The 15110-nt window shown below is 64.2% G+C and carries 11 protein-coding genes; 6 read left to right on the top strand and 5 right to left on the bottom strand.

All coding sequences use genetic code 11. The features are described from left to right. Positions 1-93: 93 nt before the first annotated feature. The 4 genes from Herbaro_RS17890 to Herbaro_RS17875 form a co-directional block, all read right to left on the bottom strand. On the bottom strand, positions 94-552 hold the full coding sequence (locus Herbaro_RS17890; protein ID WP_446719278.1) for a PPC domain-containing DNA-binding protein: 459 nt from the start codon (positions 550-552) through the stop codon (positions 94-96). Next, the gene (locus Herbaro_RS17885; RefSeq protein WP_275010965.1) at positions 549-1115 is read right to left on the bottom strand and encodes a PCC domain-containing protein; all 567 of its coding nucleotides are present in this window, start codon (positions 1113-1115) and stop codon (positions 549-551) included. The genes Herbaro_RS17890 and Herbaro_RS17885 overlap by 4 nt, the downstream gene beginning before the upstream one ends. Next, positions 1112-2728, bottom strand: coding sequence for an acyl-CoA synthetase (locus tag Herbaro_RS17880; RefSeq protein WP_275014048.1), 1617 nt, complete (start codon positions 2726-2728; stop codon positions 1112-1114). Before Herbaro_RS17880 ends, Herbaro_RS17885 begins: the two co-directional genes overlap by 4 nt. 94 nt (positions 2729-2822) lie before the next feature. Beyond that, positions 2823-4004 carry an acetyl-CoA acetyltransferase gene (locus Herbaro_RS17875; protein ID WP_275010964.1) on the bottom strand — a complete coding sequence of 394 codons (1182 nt, stop codon included), beginning with the start codon at positions 4002-4004 and terminating at the stop codon, positions 2823-2825. Between the two features lie 673 nt (positions 4005-4677). Between Herbaro_RS17875 and Herbaro_RS17870 the strand changes: the two genes are divergently transcribed. From Herbaro_RS17870 to Herbaro_RS17855, 4 genes are all read left to right on the top strand, one after another. Then, complete coding sequence (locus tag Herbaro_RS17870; RefSeq protein ID WP_275010963.1) at positions 4678-5712, top strand: TRAP transporter substrate-binding protein; 1035 nt, start codon at positions 4678-4680, stop codon at positions 5710-5712. A 15-nt stretch (positions 5713-5727) separates the two neighbouring features. Continuing rightward, positions 5728-7611 (top strand): TRAP transporter large permease, encoded by a 1884-nt coding sequence (locus Herbaro_RS17865; RefSeq protein WP_275010962.1) that lies wholly within the window; start codon positions 5728-5730, stop codon positions 7609-7611. Between the two features lie 110 nt (positions 7612-7721). Further along, a complete protein-coding gene (locus Herbaro_RS17860) occupies positions 7722-8492 on the top strand; it encodes an SDR family NAD(P)-dependent oxidoreductase (protein WP_275010961.1) in 771 nt (256 codons plus the stop codon). A 33-nt stretch (positions 8493-8525) separates the two neighbouring features. Then, positions 8526-9323, top strand: coding sequence for an SDR family NAD(P)-dependent oxidoreductase (locus tag Herbaro_RS17855; RefSeq protein WP_275010960.1), 798 nt, complete (start codon positions 8526-8528; stop codon positions 9321-9323). A gap of 1656 nt (positions 9324-10979) precedes the next feature. Here Herbaro_RS17855 and Herbaro_RS17850 read toward each other — a convergent pair. Further along, complete coding sequence (locus Herbaro_RS17850) at positions 10980-11882, bottom strand: LysR family transcriptional regulator (RefSeq protein WP_275010959.1); 903 nt, start codon at positions 11880-11882, stop codon at positions 10980-10982. Positions 11883-12053: 171 nt separating this feature from the next. On the opposite strand from Herbaro_RS17850, the gene Herbaro_RS17845 reads away from it, so the two are divergent. Continuing rightward, on the top strand, positions 12054-13175 hold the full coding sequence (locus Herbaro_RS17845; protein WP_275010958.1) for a sigma-54-dependent Fis family transcriptional regulator: 1122 nt from the start codon (positions 12054-12056) through the stop codon (positions 13173-13175). Positions 13176-13234: 59 nt separating this feature from the next. Beyond that, positions 13235-14251, top strand: a complete 1017-nt coding sequence (gene ilvC / locus Herbaro_RS17840; protein WP_275010957.1) for a ketol-acid reductoisomerase — start codon at positions 13235-13237, stop codon at positions 14249-14251. Positions 14252-15110 lie beyond the last annotated feature (859 nt).

Genomic DNA, 15110 nt, shown 5'->3' with positions numbered 1-15110 from the left:
GCGTTCGGCAGGCAATGAGAAAAGGAGCATGCCGGGCAACCGGCCTGCTCCTTTTGTCTTTGTCGCGCGGGAAAGCGGCAGCGGGGAGGGCGATCAGGCCGGAACGGCCTCGCGCACCTTCGCCGGGATCCACTCCTGCAGCGTGATCTCGATGGTGATGAAGGAGAGATTGGCGCCGCGCACGAAACGGCCGGCGAAGATCTTGCCGTCGGTGTCGGCCACCACGCCCTGCAGCGGATTGGGGTTGGACTTGCCGTCCGAGAAACCGATCTCGCCGAACACGTTCAGGATCTCCACGCCGGGGCCGTTGATTTCCATGCGGCGCAGGCCGGTCGGGGTCGAGTATTGCAGGTGGGCGTCGATCAGGCTGCCGATGGCGCCGCGCACGATGGCGGTCTGCATGCCGTGCTGGCGGCACAGGGCTTCCACGCTCTCGGTCATGTCCTGGTTGGGTTTCAGGCGGGCCATGACCAGCTTGCCCAGGGTGCCTTCTTCTACCTGGATGTTGTCGTCTGTCTCGTTGATATTGGTATTGGCTAGGTTCGTCATCATGATTCCATGGGTGTCGGATGCAATAGACTGAAGTGCGTCTCTTCATCGCTGTTGACGACGAAGGCGCCTCGGGAAAACAGGCAAAGGCGGATGATGAGCGGATCGTCGCCCACTTCCACCGTATCAAGCAGCAGATGGCCGCCGTGGATGGCGCCATCGCCATCGATGAAACCGGAATGGCAATGCAATAATACCTTTCCTTCAGGGTTCTGGCCCACCGTGATGGCGCCGGTCACGAAAGTGATCGCGCCCTCCAGCACATGCGGCGGGCCGTAGTCATACGGGCGGTTCTTGTCCCGGGTGTTTTCGATGCGATGGTAGTGCAGGCGGCGCGCGGTGCCGCCGCACATGCGGCCCACCCCGCCGCGCTGGCCGTAGCGCGCAAGCACGCGGCGCAAGGCTTCGCCCACCATGGTGCCCGGGGCCAGCGTGATGCGCAGTTCCTCGGCCGGGTCGGCCTCCAGGTCCAGCGTGCGCGGATAGCTCTGCTGGCCTGCGTGCAGGAATTTGCGCACCTCGACGAAGCCGGTGCTGTCGCCCGCGGGTTTGCTCGAGAGTTTCATAGGCGGTAGTCTCCTTTCTCTTCGAGCAGGGCCTTGATCTGCTTCTTGACGATCTTGCCGTAGCCCGACTTGGGCATGGTTTCCCAGAACACGAAGCGGCGCGGCCACTTGTACTTGCCGATGCGTTCCTCCAGGTGCGCCAGCAGCGCCTCGCCGCCGGCCTGCTGGCCGGGTTTGCAGACGATCACCGCCAGGCCGCTCTCGCCCCACTTGGGATCGGGCACGCCCAGCACCGCCACTTCCGACACCGCCGGGTGGGTCAGCAGCGCTTCCTCGATCTCGCGCGGATAGACGTTGGAGCCGCCCGAGATGTACATGTCGGAAGAGCGGCCGGTGATGTAGAGGAAGCCGTCCTGGTCCACGTGGCCGAGGTCGCCGGTATGGAACCAGTCATGCTTGAAGGCCTTGGCGTTGGCGTCGGGGTTGTTGTGGTAGCCCATGAACACCGCCGGGCCGCGCACGCAGATCTCGCCGGTCTCGAACGGCGCCAGCTTCTTGCCGCTGTCGTCCAGGATGGCGATCTCCATGCCGGTGCGCGGCATGCCGCAGGTGCCCACGCGCGCCTGCGGATGGGCGTCGTCCTCGAAGTGCATGTAGGGCGGCAGGAAGGTGATGTTGCCGGTCACTTCGCCCAGGCCGTAGTACTGCACCAATACGCGGCCCAGCTTCTTGAGCGCATACACCTGGTCGGCGCGGTACATCGGCGCGCCGGCGTAGATCACGTGCTTCAGCGAGGAGTGGTCGTAGCGGTCGACCGATTCATCCTCCACCAGGATCTTGACGATGGTGGGCACGGTGAACATGTTGTCCACCTTGTATTTCTCGACCAGTTGCCAGGCTTCTTCCACCACCAGGCGTTCCGACGACAGCAGGATGCTGGCCGCGCCGCGCGCGGTGTTGATCACCGCGTGGATGCCGGCGCCATGCGACAGCGGCGCCACCACCAGCGAGCGTGACAGATGGTTCAGCCCCGGCATCAGGTCGGCCAGGTGGTTGGTCACGACGAAGGCCATCTGGCCGTGCGAGAGCATGCCGGCCTTGGGGTGGCCGGTGGTGCCGGAGGTGTAGAAGAACCACATCGGGTCTTCGTAGTCGACCTCGACCTCGTCGAAGGGACGGCCGCCGGCTTCTGCCACCAGGGCCTCGAAGTCCAGTTCGCCCGGACGCGGATCGGCCAGCGCGATCACGTGTTCCAGCACCGGCGAGGCGGCCTTGACGGCGTCGACATAGTTGCCGAAGCCCTGGTCGTAGACCATGACGCAAGCGCCGCTGGACTGGCCCAGGTAGGCCGCCTCGGGCGGCGTGATGCGGAAGTTGGTCGGAACCCAGACCATGCCCAGCTTGAACGCCGCCCAGGCGCTCTCGAAGATCTGCTGGTTGTTGCGCGAATGGACCAGCATCTTCTCGCCCTTCTTCACGCCGCGCTTGGCCAGCGCGTGGGCGAGGGCATCCACGCGGTCGTTGATCTGCTTCCAGGTGATGACCCTGTCGTCACCGTTGGCGCCGCCGCGGCTGAGGATCAGGCCGGGCTCGTCGGGAAAGCGGCGCGCCACGTCGGATAGCAGGCGGCCCAGGTTCATGACTTTCTTTAACATCGTCTCACTCGTTCTAATTGAAATTGGCGTTGCTTTTCTTGTCTTGTTGCGTTGATGCCGAGGTGCTGCAGGCCGCCCGCCGGGTGCGGCGGGCGGGAAGTGCGTGGAGCGATCAGTGGATGCGTTCCAGGATGCTGACGTAGTTGGCCACCGCCGCGCCGCCCATGTTGAACACGCCGGCGTACCTGGCGTTGGCGATCTGCATGTCGCCGGCGTCATGCGCGGCCTGCATCGCCGCCATCACGTGCATCGACACGCCGGTGGCGCCCACCGGGTGGCCCTTGGATTTCAGGCCGCCCGAAGGATTGACGGGCAGCTTGCCGTCCTTGGCGGTGATGCCCTCGGCGATCACGCGCGCGCCCTGGCCGTGCGGCGCCAGGCCCATCGCCTCGTATTCCAGCAGTTCGGCGACGGTGAAGCAGTCGTGGGTTTCCACCAGCGACAGGTCGCCCAGCGACAGACGGGCGTTGCCCAGCGCCTGCTTCCAGGCCAGCTCTGCGGCCTCGAAGCGGGTGGCGTCGCGGCGCGACAGGGGCAGGTAGTCGTTGACGTGCACCGCCGCGCGGAACTGCACGGCGCGCGGCATGGACCGGGCGGCATCGGCGGCGCTGATCACCATGGCGGCGGCGCCGTCGGAGACCAGCGAGCAGTCGGTGCGCTTCAGTGGGCCGGCCACGTACGGGTTCTTGTCGGACACGTTGCGGCAGAAATCGAAACCGAAGTCGCGGCGCATGTGGGCGTACGGATTGGACATGCCGTTCTTGTGGTTCTTGGCGGCGATCATCGCCAGCGCGTCGGACTGGTCGCCGAAGCGGTCGAAGTAGCTCTGCGCGATCTTGCCGAACACGCCGGCGAAGCCGCCGGGGATGCCGGCCTCTTCCTTGGCGTAGCAGGCCTTGAGCAGCACCTCGCCGACCTGCGGCGTGGCCAGCTCGGTCATCTTCTCGAAGCCGATCACCAGCACGTGCTTCGACTCGCCGGCCTTGATCGATTGCAGGCCCGAATGGATCGCGGCCGAGCCGGTGGCGCAGGCGTTCTCCAGGCGCACGGCCGGCTTGAAGCGCAGCTGCGGCAGGCTGTTGAACACCAGCGAAGAGGGGAAGTCCTGGTACAGGAAGCCGGCGTTGAAGGTGCCGACGTGGACGGAATCGATGTCTTCCGGTTGCAGGCCGGCGTGCTCGATGGCGGCCTTGGCGACCTGGCCGATCAGCACTTCGGGATCGATGCCGTCAAGCTTGCCGAATTGGGAATGATGCCAGCCGGTAATGCAGGGTGCGGATGCAGAAGCAGTCATGTTGTAGGTCCTTGTAAGACTAGTCGATGGAACGCATCTCTTGCAGGTCATGCAAGTTAAAGCGTCATGCGCTCCGGTTCACGCCAGGGCAATATGCAAAATCGGTGCCACGCGCGGCACGCGCATGCGGTGCGCTGGTCGCTCGCATGCGCAGGCTGTCGCATGGACCGCCGGCGGTTGGCCGGCAGCGGTATTGCCCGTCTCCTGCGAGGCCGGCGCAAAGCCGCGCCGGTTCTCGCGTTTTCATGGTTTTACTTATAGTTGCTGCAGGGTCTCGATGCTGTCGGCGCTGGCGTGGCCGTGGCCGACGCACTCAAGATATCACGACTTTACGTTAACGTAAGTCATTGCGCCGCAGCATGGAATCGTCCGCTGCGGCCGGGTGTACACCTGTCGTCCGGTGCGACACCGATGCGACACTTGTGCGACAGGTGTCGCATCAATTCCCATCAAATAAATTGTCGCGGGAGCGGCCCGCGCCCTTGTACAGGGCCGCCCTTATCGCAGAGAATACAGGCGCAATGCCGGCGACAGGGAGGAGACGCCCGCGGCGCCGACGACCGGTCGGCGGCTTGGCATCCAAATTGCTCTGTCGTGGCACAGGCAGTGTTGAAAACAACGGGAAGCCCCGGGTTCAGCAATTTTCATATAACTACAAACAGGAGATAAACAGATGGGACATCCCACTGGCAAGATCACGCGCCGTTCTTTTCTGAAGACCGCATCGGTGGCCTCGGCCGCCGCCGCCACCGGCCTGTACGGGACTTCCGCCCACGCCGCCGAATTCACTTTCAAGTACGCCAACAACCTGCCGGTGTCGCACCCGATGAACGTGCGCGCCAAGGAGATGGCGGCCAAGATCGCGGCCGATTCCAAGGGCCGCATCGAACTGCAGCTGTACCCCAACAACCAGCTGGGCACCGATACCGACATGCTGTCGCAGGTGCGCGCCGGCGCGATCGATTTCTTCACGCTGTCGCCGCTGATCCTGGGCACCCTGGTGCCGGCCGCGCAGATCTCCGGCATCGGCTTCGCCTTCAAGGACTACGACCAGGTCTGGGCCGCCATGGACGGCGAGCTGGGCGTGCACGTGCGCAAGCAGATCGAATCCAAGTCGACCCTGTTCGCCTTTGAAAAGATCTGGGACAACGGCTACCGCCAGATCACCAACAGCACCAGGCCGATCAAGAGCGCCGACGACCTGAAGGGCATGAAGCTGCGCGTGCCGCCGAGCCCGCTGTGGACCTCGATGTTCCGCGCCGTCGAATCGGCCCCGACCTCGATCAACTTCGCCGAAGTCTATTCGGCGCTGCAGACCAAGATCGTCGAAGGCCAGGAGAACCCGCTGGCGATCATCTCCACCGCCAAGCTGTACGAAGTGCAGAAGTATTGCTCCATCACCAACCACATGTGGGACGGTTTCTGGTTCCTGGGCAACAAGAAGTCCTTCGAGAAGCTGCCCAAGGACCTGCAGGACGTCATGACCCGCGCCATCAATGAAGCCGGCATCAACCAGCGCGCCGACGTGCGCAAGCTCAACGACTCGCTGGTGGGCGAGATGAAGGGCAAGGGCCTGGCCTTCAACGACATCGACGCCGACTCCTTCCGCGCCAAGCTGCGCAGCGCCGGCTTCTATGCCGAGTGGAAGAAGAAGTTCGGCGACGAGCCCTGGGCCCTGCTGGAAAAGTACACCGGCAAGCTGGCCTAAACGTCCGGGAGGTTGATGATGGAAGCTGCAATGAGTTACCGCGAGCCGGTAAACATGAACCCGGCCGCGCGCGCGCTGGTGGCGTTGAACCGCATGGTGATGCATGTGGTCGGCGCCGTCGCCGCCGCGCTGGTCGTGGCCGAGACGGTGGTGCTGTTGACCGGCGTCATTTACCGCTACGCGCTGCACGACCCGCTGGTCTGGTCCGATGAACTGGCTTCGATCCTGTTCATCTGGCTCTCCATGCTGGGCGCCGTGCTGGCGCTGGATCGCGGGGAGCACATGCGGCTGACCGCCATCATCAACAAATGTTCGGAGAAGGGCCGCGTCTGGCTGGAAACGGTCGCGGCCCTGGTGGTCTGCATCTTCGTGCTGATGGTGATCCACCCCGCGGTGGATCACTCGGTGGAACAGATGGCGATCACCACGCCGGCCCTGGAAATCCCTGACGGATTGCGCGCCGCGGCCCTGCCGGTGGGCGCCATCCTGATGCTGCTGGCGGCGGTCTCGCGCATGGCGGCGGTGACCAGCCTGCGCCTCCTGCTCTCGGCGCTGGCGGTGGTGGCGGTGATCGGCGGCGGCCTCTGGCTGGCCAAGCCGGCGCTGCTGGCCATGGGCAACTACAACCTGATCATCTTCTTCGTGCTGCTGATCGGCGTGTGCGTGGCCGGCGGCATTCCCATCGCCTTCGCCTTCGGCACGGCGACCATGGCCTACCTCGCGCTGGCCACCAGCGCGCCGCTGATGATCGTGGTCAGCCGCATGGACGAGGGCATGTCCAGCCTGATCCTGCTGTCGGTGCCGCTGTTCGTGCTGCTGGGCTCGCTGCTGGAAATGTCGGGCCTGGCCAAGACGCTGATCGATTTCATGGCCTCGCTGCTGGGCCACGTGCGCGGCGGCCTGCAATATGTGCTGCTGGGCGCGATGTTCCTGGTCTCGGGCATCTCCGGCTCGAAGGCGGCCGACATGGCCGCGATCGCCCCGGCGCTGTTCCCGGAGATGAAGAAGCGCGGCTCCAAGCCCGAAGAACTGGTGGCGCTGCTCTCGTCCTCGGGCGCCATGACCGAAACCATTCCGCCCAGCCTGGTGCTGATCACCATCGGCGCGGTCTGCAGCGTGTCGATCACGGCGCTGTTCATCGGCGGCCTGATGCCGGCGGCCATCGCCACCATCGCCATCGCCGTGGTGTGCTGGATGCGCGCCCGCCGCGAACCGATGCCCGACGTCAAGCGCGCGCCGATGTCGCTGATCGTCAAGACCATGATCGCCGCCATTCCGGCGCTGGCGCTGCCGATGCTGATCCGCGTGGCGGTCATCGAAGGCGTGGCCACGGCCACTGAAGTGGCGACCATCGGCGTGGCCTACACCATCGTGGTCGGCCTGGTGATGCACCTGTTCATGAGGCACCTCAATTTCAAGCGCCTCTATCCGATGCTGATCGAATCGGCCGCGCTCTCGGGCGCCATCCTGCTGATCATCGGCATGGCCACCTCGATGGCCTGGGCGCTGACGCAGTCCGGCTTCTCGGCCAAGCTGGTGGCCCTGATGCAGGGCGTGCCGGGCGGCGGCGTGGGCTTCCTGCTGATCACCATCGTCATCTTCATCGTGCTGGGCAGCCTGCTGGAAGGCATCCCCGCGATCGTCCTGTTCGGCCCGCTGCTGTTCCCGGTGGCGCGCTCGCTGGGCGTGCACGACGTGCACTACGCCATGGTGGTGATCCTGGCCATGGGCATCGGCCTGTTCGCGCCGCCCTTCGGCGTCGGCTTCTATGCCGCCTGCGCGATCGGCAAGGTATCACCCGACGGCGTGTTCAACCGCGTGTGGGGCTATCTCGCCGCGCTGGTGATCGCGCTCTTGGTGGTGGCCTTCGTGCCATGGATTTCCATCGGCTTCCTCTGACCTCTTCATCCAAGTCACTCCGAGGCAGATCACCGACAAGGTAACGACTTAAAAAAACGGCGGCCCCATTCCCCCCCATCCCCGGGGCCGCCATCATCCACGGAGACAACATGAATCAAAGCGATAGCGGCGCCCGCGTGGCGTTCGTGACGGGCGGAGCCATGGGCATCGGCGCCAGCATCTGCGAGCAACTGGCGGCCAAGGGCTACACCATCCTGGTGGCCGACATCAACCTGGAAGCGGCGGCCAAGACCGCCGACGCGCTGGTCGCGGGCGGCCACAAGGCGGCGCCGGTGCAGATCGACCTCGGCAATCCCGAGTCCATCGCCCGCGCCTTCGCCGAGGTCGAGAAGGACTACGGCCGCTGCGACGTGCTGGTCAACAATGCCGGCATCGCCAAGACCTATCCCTTCCTCGATTTCCCGATCGACAACTGGCTGCAGACCATGAACATCAACGTCACCGGCGTGATGGTGGCGGGGCAGCTGGCGGCGCGCCTGATGGTGAAGAACGGCTGGGGCCGGATCGTCAACATCTCCTCCATCTCCGGCATCCGCGCCGGCGCCGGCCGCACCGCCTACGGCACCTCGAAGTCGGCGGTGATCGGCCTGACGCGCCAGATGGCCATCGAGCTGGCCCAGCACGGCATCACCGTCAACAGCGTGGCGCCGGGACCGGTCGATACGCCCATGACCCAGGCCATCCACTCGGAAGAAACGCGCCAGAGCTACTACCGGCTGGTGCCGATGCGCCGCTACGGCAGCACCGACGAGATCGCCGCCGCCGTCAGCTTCCTGGCCTCGGACGAAGCGTCCTACATCACCGGCCACGTGATCCCGGTCGACGGCGGATTCGTCGCCGGCGGCGTGCTGGACATCTGATACCGACAACGCATAGAAGCAGAGGAGACAGACATGCAGAAACTGATGGAAGACAAGGTCATCATCGTCACCGGCGCCGGCTCGGTGGGCGAGGGTTGGGGCAACGGCAAGGCCGCCGCCGCGCTGTATGCGCGCGAGGGCGGACGGGTGCTGGCGGTGGATCGCAGCATCGAGGCGGCCAGGGAGACCCAGGCGATCATCCGTAGCGAAGGCGGCGTGTGCGAGGTGATCGCGGCCGACGTATCGAAGACGGAAGACGTAAAGGCGATCGCCGCGGCGGCGATGGATCATTTCGGCCGGGTCGACGTGCTGCACAACAACGTCGGCATCGCCGAGACCGGCGGCCCGGTCGAGACCACCGAGGAGAGCTGGAACCGCCTGGTGGCGGTGAACCAGACCAGCCTGTTCCTGACGCACAAGTACGTGCTGCCCATCATGGAGCGGCAGAAGAAGGGCGCGATCGTGAACATCTCGTCGCTGGCGGCCTTGCGCTGGATCGGCTTCCCTTACCTGGGCTACACCACGACCAAGGCGGCCATCCTGGCGTTCACCAAGAACGTGGCGATGCAGTATGCGCCGCTGGGGATCCGCGCCAATTGCATCTTGCCGGGGCTGATGGATACGCCGATGATCCGCGAGCCGCTGAAGGCGTCCTATGGCGGGGATATCGAGGAGATGCGGGCCAAGCGGCATGCGCAATGCCCGATGGGGTTCATGGGCGATGCCTGGGACGTGGCGCACGCTTCCTTGTTCCTGGCTTCTGACAATGCGCGTTATATCACCGGGCTGGATCTGATCGTCGATGGCGGCTTGTCGTTGAAGGTGGCTTGAGCGGGGTTTTCGTATCGTTCGGTGCTCGTTGTGGCATGACAGACGCCGCTGGGTTCCTGCTTTCGCAGGAACGACGAGTAGTGAGGATCTTGAGCATGGGGAGATGTTGGCTATCTCTTCCATGTCGTCCCGGCGAAGGCCGGGACCCAGCGTCGTTTGTCGCGCCTCACCAGACTCCCTTGTTGTTCGCCGCGCCTCAGCAGACTCCCTTGTCGTTCGCCGCACCTCAGCAGACTCCGTTCGGACTGAGTAGCCGCTTTGGCGGCGTATCGAAGTCGGCGTGGATGCCGTCGTTGTTTGGGTAGTCTGGTCTTGCTGCATGCGGATGTACCGGCTTTAGTCTTGTCTTTCTCCGGTCGAGACGGAGCGCCGGGGGCGGCCCGGCAGCCGCTTACTTTCTTTGGCCCGCCAAAGAAAGTAAGCAAAGAAACCGGCCCCTAAGTGCCAGCCCCTTCGGGGTGACCGTCGGAGCGGCGCAAAAAGTGGATCAGGGCGTCAGTCGGAGCGCAGCGACTCTGACGACCCCACTTTTTGCGACGCTCCGACGGCTGGCCCACAAGGGGAAAGCGTGTCCGGCTCGCCTGCGGCCTCGCGCTGTCTCCGACTCGCCTGCGGCTTTGATGCATTGGCTCACTGTGTTTTTAATCCGTCGTCCCGGCGCAGGCCGGGACCCAGTGTCGTTCGTTGCGCTCCTTGCATTCCGTTCGGGCTGAGTAGCCGCTTTGGCGGCGTATCGAAGTCAGCGTGGATGCCGTCGTTGTTTGGGTAGTCTGGTCTTGCTGCGTGCAGATGTACCGGCTTTAGTCTTATCTTTCTCCGGTCGGAGGTGAGCGCCGGGGGCGGCCCGGCAGCCGCTTACTTTCTTTGGCCCGCCAAAGAAAGTAAGCAAAGAAACCGGCCCCTAGGTGCCAGCCCCTTCGGGGTGCCCGTCGGAGCGGCGCAAAAAGTGGGGGCGTCAGAGTCGCTGCGCTCCGACTGACGCCCTGATCCACTTTTTGCGCCGCTCCGACGGCTGGCCCACAAGGGGGACAGCGTGACCGGCTCGCCTGCGGCCTCGCGCTGTCTCTTACTCGCCTGCGGCATCGATTCCTTGGCTCGCTATTTCAATTAATCCGTCGTCCCCGCGAAGGCGGGGATCCAGCGACGTTCGTTGCGCTCCTTGGATTCCGTTCGGACTGAGTAGCTGCTTTGGCGGCGTATCGAAGTCGGCGTGGATGCCGTCGTTGTTTGGGTAGTCTGGTCTTGCTGCGTGCAGGTGTACCGGCTTTAGTCTTGTCTTTCTCCGGTCGTGGCGGAGCGCCGGGGGCGGCCCGGCAGCCGCTCACTTTCTTTGGCCCGCCAAAGAAAGTAAGCAAAGAAACCGGCCCCTAAGCGCCAGCCCCTTCGGGGTACCCGTCGGAGCGTCGCAAAAAGTGGGGTCGTCAGAGTCGCTGCGCTCCGACTGACGCCCTGATCCACTTTTTGCGCCGCTCCGACGGCTGGCCCACAAGGGGGAAGCGTGACCGGCTCGCCTGCGGCCTCGCGCCGTTTCTTGCTCGCCTGCGGCATCGATTCCTTGGCTCGCTATCTCAATTAATCCGTCGTCCCCGCGAAAGCGGGGATCCAGCGACTTTCGTCGCACGCGGCCCAAGCCCGTTCAGGGCATCGCCGCCTGCTTCAATTGGCCATCGGCCGCTGCTTCCTCCACACCTCCACCGCCGTATCCGCAAAGGTCCTGATACAGGGATTGGAATTTTCCTTGTTCCAGATCACCGCCACTTCCACCAGCGGCGGGTTGAGCAGCGGCTTGAACACCGTGGATTCCAGATGCATGGCCTGCATCGAGGCCGGCACCAGCGCCACGCCCAGGCCTTCTCCCACCAGGTTGACGATGGTCTGCTGCAGGTTGGCCTCGAGCACGATGCGCGGGCGAAAGCCGTTGGACTGGCAGTGGCTGACGATGATGTCGAACACCACCGGCGCGATCGCGCGCGGGATGCTGATGAAGGGATCCTCGGCCAGTTCCGCGATCGAGATCGCCGGCTTGCTAGCCAGGCGATGGTCGTGCGGCAGCACCGCCAGCAACGGTTCGGCGTAGATCGTGTGGCTGTCCAGGCGGCTGCAGTCCTCGGGGCGGTACATGATGCCCACGTCGACTTTCTCGTCTTCGATGTCGGTGGCCAGCAGGTTGGGCACGTATTCGGTCAGGCGCATATCCACCTCGGGATAGGCGGCCGAGTAGTGGCGCGTCACCGAGGGCAGGATGTTGTAGGCCGAGGACATCATGAAGCCCACCTTCAGCGCGCCGCTCTTGCCGGTGCTGGAAGATGAAACATTTCGCTTGGCCCGCTCCAGCGCCTTGAAAATTTCTGTGGTGTCGCGGTAAAAATATTTGCCGGCCGGGGTCAGCTGGATGGCGCGTTTGCTGCGGTCGAACAATTGCGCGCCCAGCTCCTTCTCCAGCGCCGCAATCTGCCGTGTGAGCGGGGGTTGCGAGATATGCAACAGCTCCGCGGCGCGTCCGAAATGCAGGGTTTCTGCTACGGTGCGGAAATAGGTGAGGTGTCTCAGTTCGATCATTTGATACCTTCAAGGTATTGATTCTGTCTGTACATTGTATTGGAAGTCATCAAATAGTCTCGTTATTCTTCGACGCAGAGGTGGCAAACTTGCGACCGCCTCAAAGGTGGAAACAGCCAAAAGCGTGCCCGCCGCCCATAAGAAGAAAGCAGTTCAAGACAGGAGACAATCATGCCGACACAAACGGTAGACCTACCTTTGGCAGGAAGCGACGTCAGGACAGCTGGTTCGAATTCCCCGCGCAACACCCCCCGGTACCGGGCCATCGATCACCTCTCCGAGGGCGACGAGGTGATGCGCGACCTGGTCGAGCGCGGCAAGCGCCTGGTCGACCGCGGCATTCCCATTCTTATCCTCGGCGAGACCGGCACCGGCAAGGAGTACCTGTCGCGCGCGCTGCATGAGTACAGCGAGCGCCGCCGCGCCGCCTGGGTGGCGGTGAACTGCGCCTCGATCCCCGAGAGCCTGGCCGAGAGCGAACTGTTCGGCTATTGCAAGGGCGCCTTCTCCGGCGCGCTGCCGGGCGGCATGAAGGGCAAGGTGCAGCAGGCCGACGGCGGCACGCTGTTCCTCGATGAAATCGGCGACATGCCGTTCGCGCTGCAGACGCGCCTGTTGCGGGTGCTCTCCGAGCGCGAGGTGATTCCGCTGGGCGCGATGCGCCCGGTGCCGGTGGACGTGCAACTCATCTGCGCCACCCACCAGGACGTGAAGACGCTGATCGCCCAAGGGCGTTTCCGCGAAGATCTCTACTACCGCATCGCCGGCGGCGTGCTGCGCCTGCCGGCGCTGCGCGAACGGGCCGACCGCCGCCGCGTGATCATGGACATGATCGCCGCCGAGCTGGCACTGGACCAGGCCGACGAACACATGATCGCGCCGGCCGCGCTGCAGCGCATGCTGGCCTACCCGTGGCCGGGCAACCTGCGCCAGATGCACGCGGTGATCCGCTACAGCTGCGCGGTCATGGACGGCGGGCGCATCGAGGTGCGCGACCTGCCCGAAGAACTGATGCAATTCCAGGCGGCGAACCTGGGCCATACCGGCCACGCCGCCAACGTCCGTCCCATCGTGCCACAAGCCGATGCGGGGGCGATGCCCGTACGCCAACCAGGCGGTCTGCCCGGAGACGAGCGCACGCGCGTTATCGACGCGCTGGTCGGCAGCCGCTGGAACATTTCCGCCGCCTCGCGGCAATTGGGAATGTGCCGCGCCTCGCTGTACCGCAAGCTGCGCCAGCTCGATATTCCGCATGTGCGCGACCAGGCGATGCCGGCCTGGGCCGTCGCCTGAACCTGACAACAACAGCGGCCGGGCGGGGAGCCCGGCCATCGATTCTCTCTAGGAAGACCATGAAAGTTTTTTACGACAAAGACGCAGACGTGTCCCTGATCAAGAACAAGAACGTGACCATCATCGGTTACGGCTCGCAAGGCCACGCGCACGCGCTGAACCTGAAGGACTCGGGCTGCAAGGTCACCGTCGGCCTGCGTCGCGGCGGCGCCTCGTGGAGCAAGGCCGAGAAGGCCGGCCTGAAGGTGGCTGAAGTCAACGACGCGGTGAAGGAAGCCGACGTCGTCATGATCCTGCTGCCGGATGAGAACATCGGCCAGGTGTATGCCGAGAACGTGGCGCCGCACGCCAAGCAAGGCGCCACCGTGGCGTTCGCGCACGGCTTCAACATTCACTACGGCCAGGTGGTTCCGCGCGCCGACCTGGACGTGATCATGATCGCCCCGAAGGCGCCCGGCCACACCGTGCGTTCGACCTACAGCCAGGGCGGCGGCGTGCCGCACCTGATCGCGGTGTACCAGGACAAGTCGGGCAGCGCCCGCGACGTGGCGCTGTCGTACGCCACCGCCAACGGCGGCGGCCGCGCCGGCATCATCGAAACCAACTTCCGCGAAGAAACCGAGACCGACCTGTTCGGCGAACAGGCGGTGCTGTGCGGCGGCACGGTGGAGTTGATCAAGGCCGGCTTCGAAACGCTGGTGGAAGCCGGCTACGCGCCGGAGATGGCCTACTTCGAATGCCTGCACGAGCTGAAGCTGATCGTGGACCTGATCTATGAAGGCGGCATCGCCAACATGAACTACTCGATCTCGAACAACGCCGAATACGGCGAGTACGTGACCGGCCCGCGCATCATCAACGAGGAAAGCAAGGCGGTGATGAAGAAGGTGCTGACCGACATCCAGACCGGCGAATACGCCAAGAGCTTCATCCTGGAAAACAAGGCCGGCGCGCCGACGCTGCTGTCGCGCCGCCGCATCAACGCCGAGCACCAGATCGAAGTGGTGGGCGAGAAGCTGCGCGCCATGATGCCCTGGATCAAGGCCAACAAGCTGGTGGACCAGACCAGGAACTGATCGGTTCAGGCCCAAGGGAAAGGACGCTTCGGCGTCCTTTTTCTTTTCGTGTTTGGCATGCGCATTTTTGCTGAAGCTGGGGATATGCGATGAACGGCGCTGGGTTCCTGCTTTCGCAGGAACGACAAGCCATAAGCATCTTGAACATCAGGAGGTGTTGACCACCGCTTCGGTGTCGTCCCCGCGAAGGCGGGGATCCAGCGTCGTTCGTCGCACCTCACCGGACTCCGTTCGGACTGAGTAGCCGCTTTGGCGGCGTATCGAGGTCGGCGTGGATGCAGTCGTTGTTTGGGTAGTCTGCTCTTGCTGCGTGCAGATGTACTGGCTTTACTCTTATCTTTCTCCGGTCGTAGGTGAGCGCCGGGGGCGGCCCGGCGGCCGCTCACTTTTCTTGCTCCGCCAAGAAAAGCAAGCAAAAGAAGGCGGCCCCTAAGTGCCAGCCCCTTCGGGGTGCCCGCCGGAGCGGTGCAAAAGGTGGGGTCGTCAGAGTCGCTGCGCTCCGACTCACGCCCTGATCCACTTTTTGCGCCGCTCCGACGGCTGGCCCACAAGGGGAAAAGCATGTCCGGCTCGCCTGCGGCGTCGCGCTGTCTCTTACTCGCCTTCGGCTTCGGACGTTTGTCGCTGGCCTCGGCTTTGCGTTGTGTCCTGCTCGCCTGCGGCATCGATTTCCTGGCTCGCTGTCTCAATTAATGCGTCGTCCCTGCGAAAGCAGGGATCCAGCGTCGTCGACTGAGCTTGTGCTTCAGCCAACGTCAGCCTTGATTGCGCCAGCGCCGCAACGCGGTCCGCCGCAACATGAAAACAGCTCACGTAACAACCCGCCGCTTGTCATCAACTTGACACATTGGCGTACTAA

This window comes from Herbaspirillum sp. WKF16 (genome assembly GCF_028993615.1).
Classification (GTDB): domain Bacteria; phylum Pseudomonadota; class Gammaproteobacteria; order Burkholderiales; family Burkholderiaceae_D; genus Herbaspirillum.
Note: the sequence above shows the minus strand (reverse complement) of the source record. Positions and strands in the feature narration are given on the sequence as shown.

What these genes read in the sequence shown, in the direction of transcription:
- Herbaro_RS17890 (WP_446719278.1), bottom strand. Translation starts at nt 552, where the DNA reads ATGATGACGAACCTAGCCAATACCAATATCAACGAGACAGACGACAAC.
- Herbaro_RS17885 (WP_275010965.1), bottom strand. Translation starts at nt 1,115, where the DNA reads ATGAAACTCTCGAGCAAACCCGCGGGCGACAGCACCGGCTTCGTCGAG.
- Herbaro_RS17875 (WP_275010964.1), bottom strand. Translation starts at nt 4,004, where the DNA reads ATGACTGCTTCTGCATCCGCACCCTGCATTACCGGCTGGCATCATTCC.
- Herbaro_RS17870 (WP_275010963.1), top strand. Translation starts at nt 4,678, where the DNA reads ATGGGACATCCCACTGGCAAGATCACGCGCCGTTCTTTTCTGAAGACC.
- Herbaro_RS17865 (WP_275010962.1), top strand. Translation starts at nt 5,728, where the DNA reads ATGATGGAAGCTGCAATGAGTTACCGCGAGCCGGTAAACATGAACCCG.
- Herbaro_RS17860 (WP_275010961.1), top strand. Translation starts at nt 7,722, where the DNA reads ATGAATCAAAGCGATAGCGGCGCCCGCGTGGCGTTCGTGACGGGCGGA.
- Herbaro_RS17855 (WP_275010960.1), top strand. Translation starts at nt 8,526, where the DNA reads ATGCAGAAACTGATGGAAGACAAGGTCATCATCGTCACCGGCGCCGGC.
- Herbaro_RS17850 (WP_275010959.1), bottom strand. Translation starts at nt 11,882, where the DNA reads ATGATCGAACTGAGACACCTCACCTATTTCCGCACCGTAGCAGAAACC.
- Herbaro_RS17845 (WP_275010958.1), top strand. Translation starts at nt 12,054, where the DNA reads ATGCCGACACAAACGGTAGACCTACCTTTGGCAGGAAGCGACGTCAGG.
- ilvC (WP_275010957.1), top strand. Translation starts at nt 13,235, where the DNA reads ATGAAAGTTTTTTACGACAAAGACGCAGACGTGTCCCTGATCAAGAAC.